Origin of the sequence: Mycoplasmopsis ciconiae, from assembly GCF_036350065.1 — a bacterium.
In the GTDB taxonomy this organism is placed as follows: Bacteria; Bacillota_I; Bacilli_A; order Mycoplasmatales; family Metamycoplasmataceae; genus Mycoplasmopsis; species Mycoplasmopsis ciconiae.
This window is the reverse complement of record NZ_JAZDWZ010000002.1, coordinates 74,540-89,233: the sequence shown is the minus strand read 5'-3', so window position 1 is coordinate 89,233 and position 14,694 is coordinate 74,540. Positions and strand designations below refer to the sequence as shown.

The 14,694-nt window shown below is 26.7% G+C and carries 8 protein-coding genes; 3 read left to right on the top strand and 5 right to left on the bottom strand.

The features are described 5' to 3' along the window. The first annotated feature begins 12 nt into the window (after positions 1-12). From V2E24_RS00955 to V2E24_RS00945, 3 genes are read left to right on the top strand one after another with little or no spacing between them, the layout of a single operon-like run. Positions 13-888, top strand: a complete 876-nt coding sequence (locus V2E24_RS00955; protein WP_330500557.1) for a carbohydrate ABC transporter permease — start codon at positions 13-15, stop codon at positions 886-888. A gap of 1 nt (position 889) precedes the next feature. After that, positions 890-1,753, top strand: coding sequence for a carbohydrate ABC transporter permease (locus tag V2E24_RS00950; protein WP_330500556.1), 864 nt, complete (start codon positions 890-892; stop codon positions 1,751-1,753). 11 nt (positions 1,754-1,764) lie between these two features. Beyond that, on the top strand, positions 1,765-3,525 hold the full coding sequence (locus V2E24_RS00945; RefSeq protein ID WP_330500555.1) for an ATP-binding cassette domain-containing protein: 1,761 nt from the start codon (positions 1,765-1,767) through the stop codon (positions 3,523-3,525). A gap of 102 nt (positions 3,526-3,627) precedes the next feature. Here the strand turns inward: V2E24_RS00945 and V2E24_RS00940 are convergent, their stop codons facing one another. The 5 genes from V2E24_RS00940 to dhaL all read right to left on the bottom strand — a co-directional run bounded on the left by V2E24_RS00940 (position 3,628) and on the right by dhaL (position 14,670). Beyond that, the gene (locus V2E24_RS00940) at positions 3,628-10,110 is read right to left on the bottom strand and encodes a lipase family protein (RefSeq protein WP_330500554.1); all 6,483 of its coding nucleotides are present in this window, start codon (positions 10,108-10,110) and stop codon (positions 3,628-3,630) included. Positions 10,111-10,435: 325 nt separating this feature from the next. Continuing rightward, positions 10,436-10,669 carry a hypothetical protein gene (locus tag V2E24_RS00935; protein ID WP_330500553.1) on the bottom strand — a complete coding sequence of 78 codons (234 nt, stop codon included), beginning with the start codon at positions 10,667-10,669 and terminating at the stop codon, positions 10,436-10,438. Positions 10,670-10,790: 121 nt separating this feature from the next. Further along, the gene (locus V2E24_RS00930; protein ID WP_330500552.1) at positions 10,791-13,478 is read right to left on the bottom strand and encodes a lipase family protein; all 2,688 of its coding nucleotides are present in this window, start codon (positions 13,476-13,478) and stop codon (positions 10,791-10,793) included. Positions 13,479-13,685: 207 nt separating this feature from the next. Further along, positions 13,686-14,081 (bottom strand): dihydroxyacetone kinase phosphoryl donor subunit DhaM, encoded by a 396-nt coding sequence (gene dhaM / locus V2E24_RS00925; RefSeq protein ID WP_330500551.1) that lies wholly within the window; start codon positions 14,079-14,081, stop codon positions 13,686-13,688. Next, positions 14,074-14,670 (bottom strand): dihydroxyacetone kinase subunit DhaL, encoded by a 597-nt coding sequence (gene dhaL, locus V2E24_RS00920; RefSeq protein ID WP_330500550.1) that lies wholly within the window; start codon positions 14,668-14,670, stop codon positions 14,074-14,076. The genes dhaM and dhaL overlap by 8 nt, the downstream gene beginning before the upstream one ends. Positions 14,671-14,694: the final 24 nt, after the last annotated feature.

The following is a 14,694-nucleotide window of genomic DNA, read 5'->3' as shown; positions in this document are numbered from 1 at the left end:
AAACGGAGTAATATGTATAAAAAAAGATACTTTTTTACGTTAATTCTCCCAACATTAATAATATTCACAATCGTTATAGTGATACCAACAGTGATTGGTATCACTTATTCTTTTACAGACTGAAAAAACAAAGCTCTTGAAGGTTTTCCTAATTTTGTTGGTTTTGAAAATTATAAAAAAGCTTTCGAAACAACTTACACTAACCCACAAAGCTTAACTTATACGATAGGATACACATTTTTATTTTCAATAATTTCGTTAATTACAGTTAATGTTTTAGGATTCTTTTTGGCTTATGTTCTAAACCAAAAATTTCTTAAAGGCAAAAGCGTTTTTAGAGGTTTATTCTTTATACCTAATTTAATTAGCGGAATTGTGTTGGGATATATTTGACAAAGAATTTTTGACCAGGCAATACCACAACTTTTTCCTAAATTTTTAGATGGGGAATCGATTAGAACAAGCGGAAGTCTTGGTGCGTTATTTGCAATGGTTATCGTTTATACTTGACAAATGGCCGGATATGTAATGGTTATTTATATTGCGGCATTACAAAATGTTAATCAAACATTAGTTGAAGCAGCAAAAATTGAAGGCGCTTCTAAATCTAAAGTATTTAGATCTGTTGTTATTCCTTCAGTTATGCCTGCTATAACTATCGCAGTATTTTTAGTGTTCAGTGGCTCATTTAAAATGTTTGATTTAAACTTTGCTATTACAGCTGAAAAAGTAGGTACATTCTTGCTTTCTTATGATATTTACTTGACTGGTTCAACAAATAATTTATACGCTGTAGCTCAAGCTAAGAGTGTTATCTTTATTATCCTAGTTTCATCAATATCGATTTTACAAGTTTATATTACTAAAAAATGGGAGGTGCAAAGCTAACATGAAAACAGCTAAAAAATCTCAAATCATAGGAAAAATAAGCGTTTATGCCGGAATTATAATTTTCATTATTTTATGATTATTTCCTTTTTATATAGTTTTAACAACATCAGGAAAAAGCATTGCAGAAAGTATATCTACACCAGAAAACTCTATTTTGAGTTTACCAAGAAGCTGAAAATTCTTCTCAATAAACTACAAACAAGCAATAGTTGACACTAACTATTTTGTTTCATTTTTTATTACACTTTTTGTAACACTAATGAGTAATCTTTTTATCATTTTCTTTTCTAGTTTAACAGCTTGACAGTTAGCTAGAACTAAAAAATGATACTCAAAAGTAATTTTTTACGCATTTTTGATTGCGATGATTATACCTTTCCAGTCAATAATGTTCCCACTTTTAAATATAGCCGGATTTTTACATCTGAAAAATATTTATGGATTGATTTTTATGTATATTGGATTTGGATCTTCTTTAAGTGTATTTATGATTCACGGATTTATTGCAACAATACCAATTTCATTGGAAGAAGTGGCTAAAGTCGAGGGTTATAATCCAATAAGAACATTTTTTAAGATTGTATTACCTTTATTAAAACCTATTATCACAACAATTGTAATTTTGAATACAATGTGATTATGAAACGACTTTTTATTACCATATTTAGCTTTAGCTCTAGGTTCATCAAGTTCAAATGAATTTACATTAGTTGTAAGTTTATACAAAAAACTAAATGCCTTTCAATCAAATACACCAGCATTTATGGCAAGTTTAATCATTATCATTATCCCGATTTTAATTTACTTTGTGATAGCACAGAAAAATATTATGTCTGGTATTACGTCTGGATCGGTTAAATAACAGGAGAATTTATGAAATTTAAATCAGATAATCAAGTTTTAAAATCCAACGGATTACCCAAATACGTTTTAAAAGAATATGAAAGATTAGAACTTGAACATAAAAACAAAGATAAAAACAAAGATGATTACGTTTTAGAAATTAAAAATCTTGACAAAGTTTATGAAAATGGTTTTCAGGCTGTTTTTGGTACTGATATAACACTAAAAAAAGGTGAGTTTCTTTCACTTTTAGGTCCTAGTGGTTGTGGTAAAACAACAACACTAAGAGCTATTGCTGGATTAGATTTACCTACTAGTGGATCAGTAAAAATTAATGGAACTGACGTAACATATTCTGAACCTAGTGATAGAGATATTACAATGGTGTTTCAAAATTATGCCTTATTCCCTCACTTAAGCGTTAGAGAAAATATTGCTTTTGGGCTAAAAGCTAACACATCTAAAATCGGTGAAGAAGGTCCATATTTTAGAAAAGAAAAGTTACTATTAAACAAACTTAATAATGCACTTAGATTAGTTAACGATATTAAAAGAATCAAAAAATTAGAATCTAATGCAGATAAGTTAAAAAAACAAATTGAAAAATTTAAAGAAAAATCAAAAAACAACTCATCAAAAAACCAAAACAAAAAAAGAATAGAATTTTTTAAATTTAATGCTAAAAGTGTTTTATATAATTCCCTTTTAGAAAAAATTGATTACGTTAAATCTCAAGCCTCAAATCTTGATAAAATCAATCAAGAAATACAACAACTTAAAAAGCAAATCGCTGAAAATAAAGTTCTTAAAAAAGAAGCTTCAACTAAAGATGACAAGAAAAAAGTAATTGCTCAAAAAGTACAAGAAGCTAGTGATATTTTAGGTTTAAATTACTATTTAGACCGTAAGCCTAGTGCTTTAAGTGGAGGGCAACGTCAACGTGTTGCTTTAGGTAGAAGTATTGTTGGTAGTCCTACTTTATTTTTAATGGATGAGCCTCTTTCTAACCTTGACGCAAAACTTAGAGCAAGTATGCGTAGTGAAATTAGAAGAATTCACGAAAGAGTAAATGCAGGAACTGTTTACGTTACTCACGATCAAATCGAAGCTATGACAATGTCAGATAAAATTGCGATTATGAGCGATGGTTTTGTTCAACAAATAGGTTCACCTGCTGATGTTTACAAAAATCCTGCTAATATTTTTGTTGCTCAATTTATTGGTTCACCTACAATGAATTTATACGAAGGTGTCTTTAGAGAAGGTAAATTCGTTTGTGATGCTTTCGAGTTAGAATTGCTTGTTGATAAGACAAAAAACATTGAAGAAAACCAAAAAATTATTCTTGGAATCAGAGCTCAAGATATATCAGTTGATGAAATAGTAAAAGATACTTACCAAAACAGTTTTAAAGTTCAAATAATTTCTAAAGAGTTATTAGGTAACGAAATACAATATGTTGCGAAATTTTTAAACTCAAATGTACAAGTATCATTTATTACAAATTCATACACAAACTTTGAGAACGATTCTATTCAAGAAATTTCATTTATGGCTTCACGTATTCACATTTTTGACCAACACACAACAATTAGTTTAACTAGTGAATTTAACTATGAAACATTAAAATCACTTAAAAATTGAAGTGAATCAAGCGATAAAATTGAAATCAGAAGAGAATTATTAGAATTTACCAAAAACAAAAACGACAACATAGGTATTGGTAAATATACTTTAATACAAATTAACAAATTAATTAGCAAATTTAAAAAACCAAAGAAAAATTCTTAATCTTGAAGTTAATCCATATCTATTATGGATTAACTTTTTTTATCGCGTTTATTAAGTTAAAGTCGCATAATAAAATACCCTATGAGGGTATTTTATTATCTCTTAGTTTTTACGTTTTAGTTTTTTTAATGCTAAAAATAAACCTGTAGCAACTAATATTAATGCTGCTGGTATTGCTGTGGCTAAAATTATAATTAGTTTTTTGTTATTCTTGGTTTTTTGAATTTCTAATTTGTCTTTGTCGATTATATAATTTTTAGCATTTAACGAAAGTTTAGATGTGTCTAAATCACTTAGTTTTTTGAAGTTTTCTTCAGAAATGTATTTATTTGCGCTTTTTTGAACTTGTGCTAAGATTTCAAAATAATTAATTTTGTCGCTTGAGTCTTTGAAAGACTGTAATCTATTTTTATACTCATCACCAATAGTGTTGAAGAAATGTTCAAACTCTTGTTTAGAGCTTAAAGATGAAGTAAGTCTATCTTCAAAATTTAACTCAGCTTTAAGTTGTTTGTTGTGCTGCTCAACTAATAAATCTATATTATTGTATTTTTGACTTAAAACACTTGTTTGTTGTCCCAAATTATTTAATAATTTATTTTTTTGAAGATATGGATTTCCGACATTATTTTTGAAATTGTTTAAATACTCAATACTTTCTAGTTGTTTTTCAATTTTATTAAGAACTTTTTCTAAAGTATCGTAGTTTGTAGAATTATTTTTAATTTTACTTAACAATTGTTTAAGTTGATTGATTGTATCATTGTTAATTTTATCAATGCTAAAGTCAGCAATAATATCATCAAAGTTTTTAATTTGTGTATCAATTTCTACCAAATTATCAACGAATGTTTTTATATTTTTAGCATCCGTTTCCTTGACTTTATTTAAATTTTTAGTTTTATCGATTAAACTTAAGTTTTGTAAAGAATTAATTTTGTTGTACGCTTGCACTTTAGTTTGATTTAATTTTTTAAGTTCATCAATAAGATCATTTAAATCATTTTGATAGATGATTTGCTCGTGTCTAGAATTGAAGGTGCTAACTTCTCTTTTGTTTAAAAAGTTATATTGGACAAAATCTAGTGGTGTTTTTCTAGCCACAGCAATGTTTACGATATTTTGTGAGTCTATATCATAATTTTGAGAATTATTGACCAAAACATATGAATCTGGCAGCTCATCAGCATCTAAATAATAAGTGGTTACTTCAGGATCAACATTTAAATTCTTAGTTTTTTTAATGTTATTTTCTTCCACTAAATTAATTGTTATTTGTTTTTTATTGTTTTTGCTTAAAGAATAATTAATATTAAATATTTGCTGATTATTTAATGCTTTAAATTCTTGTTGATTTGGGATTAATTCATATTGGATATTAGCAATTGTAATACTTTTGCGCGGTGTGTAGATGCTATTGTATTCTAATTCAACTGTTTCTGATTTAATTTTGTTACCTTGGTTAAAATAAACAACGTCTATAAATAAAGTTCTAGGTGTTACCTCAACTTCAAAAGTGTAGTTTTTATTTCTTGAGTTAGTATAATAACGATAATTTTTATTTGGATTGTTTAAATTATAATTTTCTAGCGAAGGAGCGAAAATATCAGAATTAATTTTTGAGTTTTGATATGTACTTGCTATTTGTTGATTTTTATAAATATAAACAAATTTAACTAAGTTATCAGCATTATTATCGATTTTAGAAACTTGAACACTAAAAACTTGTGCAGAAGTGTTTGCGAATAAACGGGAGTTGACAACAGGTTCATAAAAATCACCTTTGTATTCAAATCCCCCAAGTATAATTTGTTGTTTTGGATAATATTGTCCTTGAACTTCTCTAATTACTTTATTTTGATAAATGTATTTTAAAGTAACAGGCACTTTAGCAACGCTATTTTGGTTTTTGTTTTTAACTAAAAAGACTTTGTTATCTTTGTTTGGTTCAATATTTTTATTATTCGAACTTAAAGAATAATTCCCAGGTAAAGGTAAAGTCGAAAGTAAATAACTGGCTTGAGAGGGTTTATCTTTAAAAGTAATGACAAAATCATCTAGTATTTGGTTAGTCTCTTCATCAACAAAAGTAATTGTTGTTACGTAAGTGTTCTCAATTCTTTCTAAAAGAACATTAACTTGTTTGTCTTCGGTAACATTAGAAATATCCGGGAGTACTGCAGTATAGATATAATCGCTATTTTTTGAATCAGGTAAATCTACTAAATTAGAATTTTGTCCATATAAAACATTAACACGTTTGGTTTCGATAATATTATTACCATCTTTAAAAATGTAGCTAACAACGAAACTTCTTTTATTAAGCGCTAAATTATTAACTTTATTTGTTTGGACATTAAAATTAGGAGCTAAAACATAACCGTAAGGGACAATTATATCTGAGTTTTTAATTTTATAGTTTTTAGATTTATTTAATGTTATTGTGTTAATAATATCTTGCCCATCTAAAAGATTAATTGTTGTTGTATAAAAATCTTTAGATAAATTAATAATAATTTCTTGGTCTTTATTAACGACTAAACTAGGATCTTTTGCAGGTAAAAGATAATCAAAATCTTCAGAATTAGAATTTATTGGTTCATAATCAGGGAGATTTTGTAGATATTGTAATTCATATTCTCTTTGTTTTAAAATTTGATTTTCAAATTTATATACATATTTAATTAAATAAGTGTTTTGAACGATTTCGATGTTATTTGTAGCATTTTTAGCTAAATTTTCATAAACTTGTTGCAATGAATGTTTTAGTTTATAGTTTTGAGGCATTCACTCAAAATTGTATGTTAATTCTTGGTTAGGTGATAAATTAACATCTATACTTTTAACTATCTCTCCATTATGAGTGAAATTAACAATTGTGGTGTCTACTAATTTCTTAAGCTGAATATCAAAAGTATGATCGCTTTCAACATTTTCGATTTTTTTGTAGTTTTGTGACATCACTTTTCAAACATATTCAGTTGTATTTTGTGGTAAGGTAGGTAAAAGATAATCTTCATGATATTTTACTTTTACATTTTTAGATTCAATTAGGTTATTATCTTCGAAAAAGTTAAAAGTTAAGTTAAATTCTTTTTTATCTAATTCGATTTTATTTGTAGTGTTAGCTTTTATAAAGTTGGTTGAGTTTTTTAGTGTATAACCTTGAGGGATTTGAATGTGTGAAGAATTAAATTCAAATTCAGGACTCTTAACAAATACATCAGCTTTAATGACTTTAGATTGATAAATATACTCAACTCTAGTGTTGTAAACCACTTTTGAAAGATAAACGTTAATTTTTTGGTCTTGAGTTACTTTTAAATTTGGTTTGTTGTAGTTAGTTATATATTCAAAATCATCCGAATTTGACTTAGGTACAGTGAATTCCGGTAAATCTGAATTATAGTCAACAACAAATTTTTGTGTTTTATCTAATTTAACTTCACCGTCAATAAAAACATATTCAACACTAAATTTATTAGAATTTAAGGCAATGTTATTTGTGCTGTTATTTTGGATTGATATATTATTTTGACTTAAATAATAACCTTCAGGAATATCAAGATCTTTTAATGTAAAAACATAATTAGGTTTTTTGCTAAATTCTTGAGTGGCTATAATGTCATTATTTTTATCAAAATATCTAACAATAGTATTCTCGCTTACTTTAACAAGATCAAAACTAAATTCCTTTACTTTTTGCTCATCACCAAAGTAATCTTTAATGTTTTTAGATGTTAGCTGTTTATCTGCTTCACTTAAATCATAAACAAATGCATCTGTGTTAGCTTGTGGTATTTCGATGCTTGGGAACTTATCACTTAAAGTAACGTTGTTTTCACTTGTTTTGATAACAAAACCATTATCTTTGAATTTGTAGACTACTTTAAAATTTAAAGGTGTAATTTGTGTTACCACGTTTTCTTGACCATTGATAATTTCAATATCTTCTGTTTCAACTAAATCTCATTCATAACCTAAAGGTAATTTAATATTTGCTCTTCCAAATTGATAACTTGGTTTTTTAACAAAAACAAATCTTTCTAACTCTTTATTTGTGTTTTTATCTTTAAAGATAATAGTTGTTGTGGTTGATATTTTTCTCAAAATCACATCAATTGTGTGATTTTTTTCGATATTTTGAATTTTTGAAAATTCAGAAACACTAGTGTAATCATATGATTCATCACTTGAAATTGGTAAGCTTGGTAAAATGTAGTCTTGATGATATTCAACTTCTACAGTTGAAGAATTAATAAGAGTGTTTTTGCTGATATCAGAATAGAAATTATATGTTACAGTATATTTGTTTTTGTTTACATAAATATCATTAATTTGACCTTTTATGATACTAAAATTAGGTGTGATTAGATGATAACCTTTTGGAATTGTAACTTGAGATCTGTCAATATCTAAATTTTCATCTTTATTTACTACTAAAGTTTCAACAATGCTTCCGTCAGCATTTTTGAAATTAAAAGTTGTAGCCACTTTTGAGATAGGATTTTTAAATAATTTTATTGTTACAGAGTGATTGTCATTAACAGGACCAAAATAAGGAATAGCTTCGTTAGTTACGTATTTAAATCCTGGTTCATTTAATTTAGGTATACTTACAGGCTCATAGTGTTGGTTAGATTTTATTTGTTTTTCAACAACTTCAATTATTTGATTGTTTTCATCAACAAATTTATATGAAACTAGAAAACCATTTACTTTGGAAACGATAAAAACATTTTCCATTTCCTTGCTCATGACACGGTTATAATCGATTTTATTCTCTAGTGCATAACCTTTAGGTAAATAAGAATCACTAAAATTTGGAGCGGCTAAATTTTTATCTACTTGAACATCTAAAGAAGATACAAGGTTATTAGTGTCTTTTTCTAAAATTCTAATTTTGTAAATATTGTATGGATTAGCTTCTTCAATAGTTACTTTTTTAAGCACTACTTCTATGTTCTTGCTTGTTGATAAATCAGTTTCTCTTTGATATGAATTGACTTCTTCATCAACAACATATACATAATTAGCTTCATTTGTTTTTGGTAAGGTTGGTAAATTATAAAAAGGATTCTCAACATGAACTTTAACGCTTTGAGTGTTTATTATTTGATTGTTAAATTTGAATTGGTAAGTTAAAGTTTGCTCTTTAGGACGTATATTAACTACTTTTGAATCTATTGACTGATTGCGGTAGTTGGAGTCAAAAATTTCATAACCTGCAGGAACTTGTTTTTCTATTTCTCTAATAAACTTAAGAGAATTTTTCTCAATTAATCTAATACTTTTAACATCCGAATTAGAAACTGTTGAACGATATGTGATTGTATTAATTTGTTTAGAAACGGTGTGAATATTAGAGTTAGGTTGATAATCTTGAGCTTGATAAATTCCTTTATCACCTACAACAAAGAACTTTTTAACAACTTCATTCTCAAAAAAAGATGCACTTCCGTGTTTAGCGTTTGTGTTTCCTACTCTGATGTTAGGCTGGAAAAAACCCATTAAACTAACTACATTATCATTATCACTAACGTAGTGAAATGACTTATTACTTCTGCTTAATTTATCACTTTCACCAAAATAACGATGTCTATTTGAAACTCTTGCTCCGTTAAATGTTGTTGAATATTTAAAAGATTTGTAATTGTTTTTAACAGCTTCCACAGCAGCTATTTGAGTTAAATATCCACCTAAAGAGTGCCCTGTTATATAAAATTCTTTGATTTGTTCTTTAGTTAGAAATTTTTCTTTTATGTAATTATCTAACTGTGTTTTAGGATCTAAAATTTCTTTTAATGCACTTATAGCACCAGATTCTTGACTTGTTTCAGCCCCAAAAAGAATTTTAAGATCATCCACAAGGTCGCTACCACCATTAGTTCCAGCTATACCTAAAACGCTAATATTGCCGTTTTCTAAATAAGGGTAATCACTTTTGTTAGTGAATCAAACAGCATCAAAACCATTGTTGTTTGTATAAACTTTAACAACACTTCAATATTTAGAATACTGGTCATGCATGTCAATAAAGGCGTTGCGCATTTCTGGTTCATCAGAAGGAAGTATTTGTAAAGCCACAGGATCATTTTTAAAATCATCACTAAAATCACTACTAAAAAACGGATATAGAAAATCTTCTTTTCTATATGCTAATTTCATAAATGCACTAGCATCTCTTTGACTATAATTTCACGATAAAGGATTTTCATCTAAATTATCAGCTATTCCATCTCCATCAGTATCTTTTAGTCTAGGGTGTGAATAAAAACCATAATATTGTTTTCCATCTTTAAAATAGGTATAAATTTCATCTTTATTTAAAATACCATCTCCATCATCATCTTTATTAGGATCTAAAATGTCTTTATCCAAAAACAATGAATCATAATAATCACCTTCCATTGATAATTCACCATTTTGAATTTTTGCTGCTGTAACAAATGTTAAAGGCATTTTAACTAAAGAGGTGTTTTTGTTATTTTCTATTTGAATAGATGAAATAAAAAATATACTAGGGCTAAGTAATGTTGAACCCATTCCCAAAAGTAATAAATTTATTTTAGTCTTTTTTTTCATAGCATACCTAATTTCTTAAAAATATATATTTTTAAAACCTCAAAAAATATTAATTAAATTATATATTTTTACATAAATGAAATTTTAAAAACCTACTTGTGTTTTTTTATGAGAAAAAAATTTTTATTTAATTTTTGACTTTTGCTTTTTTTGCTTTATTACAGGCTTATACACCTTTTTAAAATATGCAAATCAACATTCCACACTTTCAAAATAAAGATAAAAATATCTAGAAATTATTACAGTTTTTTAGTATTTATTTATTCTAAAGGATTTGATCAAATTATAAAAAACCAACACTAATCAATAGTGTTGGAAATCATTATTATCTGTGTTCAATTACGCTACTAAAGTGTTTTAAATCATCTATTTCGTAGTTGCAAATTTTATAAAGATACTCAATTGCGTTCAAAGCATTTACATCTTCAGGAAAAATCTCTTCGTCGCATAAGCTACACAAGAAAATAGTTCTTAAAAACTGTTTTTCTTGTGAGCCAGTAACAGTTTTTTTGACACTTATTTTAGTTTCTTTATCACAGTTATTGCAAAAATCTTTCATAAATTTGTTATCCTTTTGTTTTAAAATTTCTGTAAATTTTATAACTTTTCCAGAAAAAAACAAATAAAAAGATGTTTTTTATTGATTTTAATTAATTTTATAGGTTATTAAATTGAGAAATTTATTTTAAATTATCGTCTAAATTTTGAAGGATTTGTTTTAATTGATAAGAATAGTGTGAGACTTTTGCTTTTTGTAAAGCTTGGTAAATTAAATTTCTTTTAGTGATTAAAGTTGCTAAATCTAAGTTAGATTTTTTTAAAGCATCTAATTTAGAAAAAAGTTGATTATTAAGGTTTTTTAGTAACTGATTAAATTTTTGATTTTCTTTAAGATAAGATTCTTTTGTTTGATTAATATTTTCAATTCTTTTTTCCATTGATTTAAAATCATATGAATAATTGAGCATATTTAAATTTAGTAATGATTCAAACATCTTTATTTTAGAATTCAATTTTTGTAATTGAAAATCTTTTAAGGAAGAATTAGAAACTTCTATTTTTAAGTTTTCTAACTTAAATTTAATGCTGTTATAGTAATAGATATTCGAAACTTTATTATTAAGATTATTAATCTCTTGTAAATTATTCAAATTATTAACATCATTTAAATAAATGCTTATTTTATCTTTTAAAAGTTGTTTTTGTAATTTGCTTAATTCTAAAAATTCGATGTTTTTAATAAAAGTTTCAATCTTATTGATACTTTCAAATCTATTTTCAAGTAATGTAAGTAATTTTGGATCAAAATCTTCCATATGTGTTGAATTTTGATTTTTTAATTTGTTTAATAATTTTGAAAGCTCGTTAAACAAATATGTTCTTGTTTTTGCAGATATTTTGTTATTTGCCAATGTTTTTTGAATTTGCAATTGGATATCACTCATTATTTTTTGTTTTTGTTGGTATTGTGTTTGTTGTGAATTTATCTCTTTATTAATTTCACTTAAATCTAAAATCTTTGCTAATTCCTTCAATGAGTTTTGAATGAAATCATTAAACATTTGTATGCTAAAGTTATAATCTTTAGCTTTAATTTTATATTCTACTTCTTGTAAATTTTGTTTTAATTTCATGTATTGACTTAATGGTAAATCTTGTAAGTTTTTATCAATTTTACTTTTGTAGATTTGTAATAACTCATTTAAGTGTGAGATATCTTTTTTAACAAGAGGGACATCAATTTGTGATGATTTACTTTTATCATCAACAGGTTTATATTCAAATGACTCATCAACTACAAAAATAGTGTTTACTTCATTAGTATCTGGTAATTTTGGTAATTCATAAGTTTCTTGCTCAACATTTACAACAACTTCAGCTTCAGATATTTTTTTGTCATTTGTAAAGGTGTATGTAATTGTGTTGTCTGAAGGTTTTACGTATAATTTAACGTCTTTATTAAGATATCTTGATAAATCATTATCAGGCTTATTTAATTCGTATCCAGCAGGAATATTTATTTTAACTTTATTGTTAAATACATTTTTGTTATCTTCGAAAATAGACTTGCTAGAAAGTTGTTTGTTAGTGTTTGTACTTACATATTTTATCTTTGATACATTTTTAGATATTTCGTGTTTAAAGGCGTTAGGTTGATAAACTTTTGCATCAAAAAAAGTTTTATCACCAGCAAAAAAGTATTGTTTTGCAATATTATCTTCGTAAAATGAAGCTGCGTAGTGTTTATACTGTGAAGGACCTACATTAATATTCTTTTTGAAAAAACCAGTTCAGGGTTTAACAATATCATCATTATCAGTAACATAGTGTTTAGCTATTGGGGTATTATTTAGTAATTGACTATTTTTTCTATAATCGCTATTATAAACTAATGGTGAGTTAAATGTGATAACCTTAGAAAGTTTAGGATTATTCTCTGTTCACAATTTTACAGAACTTAATTGTGATAAATAACCACCTAAAGAGTGCCCTGTTACTATTACATCTTTAATTTGGTCTTTGTTTGTATAAAAACTTTTTACCTCAGTGGGTAAGGGATATCTGTCATCTCCAATAATTGTTCTAAGTGCGTTTATAGCATGAATATCTTGTCTAGTTGTAAAGCCTCAATATAAATTAAAATTACTTATATAGTCTGTACTAGAATTGGTTCCTGCATTAGCCAATATATTTATTGTTTTACTTTTCAGATAAGGATATTCGCTATCATTTGTGAATCAATTTGCTTGATAACCGCTTTTTTCGTCGTCTCATGAGTATACTAATTTTCAATATCTTGAATATTCATTATAAATATTAGTAAAAGCATTTAACATCTCAGGTTCATCTTGAGGTAAATATTTTAAAGCGTTTGGATCATTTTTAAGATCCTTTGAAAATCCGCTGCTTAAAAATTTTTTTAAAACATCAGCTTTTAGATAAGTTAATTTCATAAAAACAGCTGCATCTCTATCAGAAAAATCTCAACTTAAAGGATCAGCATCTATATCATCAGAAAAACCATCTCCATCTGTATCTTTAATTCTAGGGTGAGAATTTAATCCGTAATATTCTTTTGAATTTTTAGTATAAATAAATACTTCATCTTTATTTAAGATCCCGTCCATATCATCGTCTTGATCAGGATGTAACAGAGCTTGATTAAATAACAATGAATCTTTGTAATCATTCTCCATTGTTAATTGACCACTTTGTATTTTTAAAGCATCTTGCATTGTCATTATTCTTTTATTTATATTACTTAGAACATTTTGATTTGAGTTTGTACTTGATATTATAAAAGAAGATGATGCCACTCCAACAATAATAGGTACTAGTAATTTTATTTGCTTATTTTTGGCTTTCATATTTATTCCTTTGTGTAAATATAATTAATTAAATATCATTAATATGAAAATATTAACATAAATATTATAGAATAATTTAATCGTTATTTTTATAAACAAAATATTTTTAAATAAACAAAAAATAGTTTATAAAACTGTTTTAAAACCCTAAAAAATACGTAAATATAAAAACACAGTTATTTAAAACTGTGTTTTTTGGAAATCTTGTTATATTTTTGACATACTTTTTAATTGTTCGAGTTCATTTAAAATGTTTTCTAAAGATTGTCCAGGATAGTTGCTAGATGCTGCTACTATCAACCCCTCCACTAAAGGAGCATCAGCTAAAATAACTTTTGGATCATTTAGCATTTCGATAACCATTTGCGAAGACATAAGCGAACTGCCTAATTCACAAAAGATAATAACAGCTTCTGTATCTTCTGTTTTAAGAAAATTAACCATGTTCATAATATGTTGTGCATCTGTACCTATTTCATCATGATTATCAGGCATACCTGCGGCATTAACAATTTTGAAGTCATTGAATGTTATTTTTTTAGTTAAATTAATAGCTTCTTGCGCCAGTTTATATGAGTGACTAACAACTACAAAATTAATCATGAGCACTTTCACTAATAACTTCTAAAATATAAAACATACTTTGGCTCCCTGGATCTGTTACACCGATGCTTCTTTCACCTAAATAACTGGCTCTTCCTTTTGTAGCTTTAATTTCTTTAGAGTGTTCTAAGTGTTCTTTTGCTACTTTTAAGGCTTGCATACAAGCGTTTTTGTGATCCGTAACTTTAATTTGTTCATTATATGTTTGAGCATAAGGCATTAGAATATCTAACATTGTTTTTTCACCAACATTAGCTCTTCCTCTTTCTTTGATACCGTTAGCTGCATTCATTAAAGCATCTGCGAAGTTATCGCTAGCGGCCATTTTCATAAAAGCAGTCGCCAAAAGTGGCCCACTGCTTCCACCAACTTTAGTCATACAAATCATTGCGCAATTATTAAAAATTTCTTTTGAAGTTTTGTTTTCTAGTGTTGGTAAAGTTAATTTTATTTGATCAAACCCTCTTTTAAGATTGATCCCATGATCTCCATCACCAATTAATCTGTCTAATTCTGTAAGTTCATCTGCGTGTTTATCAATTTTATCCGCAATTTTATCGAGTGTTTGTAAAATAATTCTTGAATCCATAATATATCCTTTTATTAGTTAAGT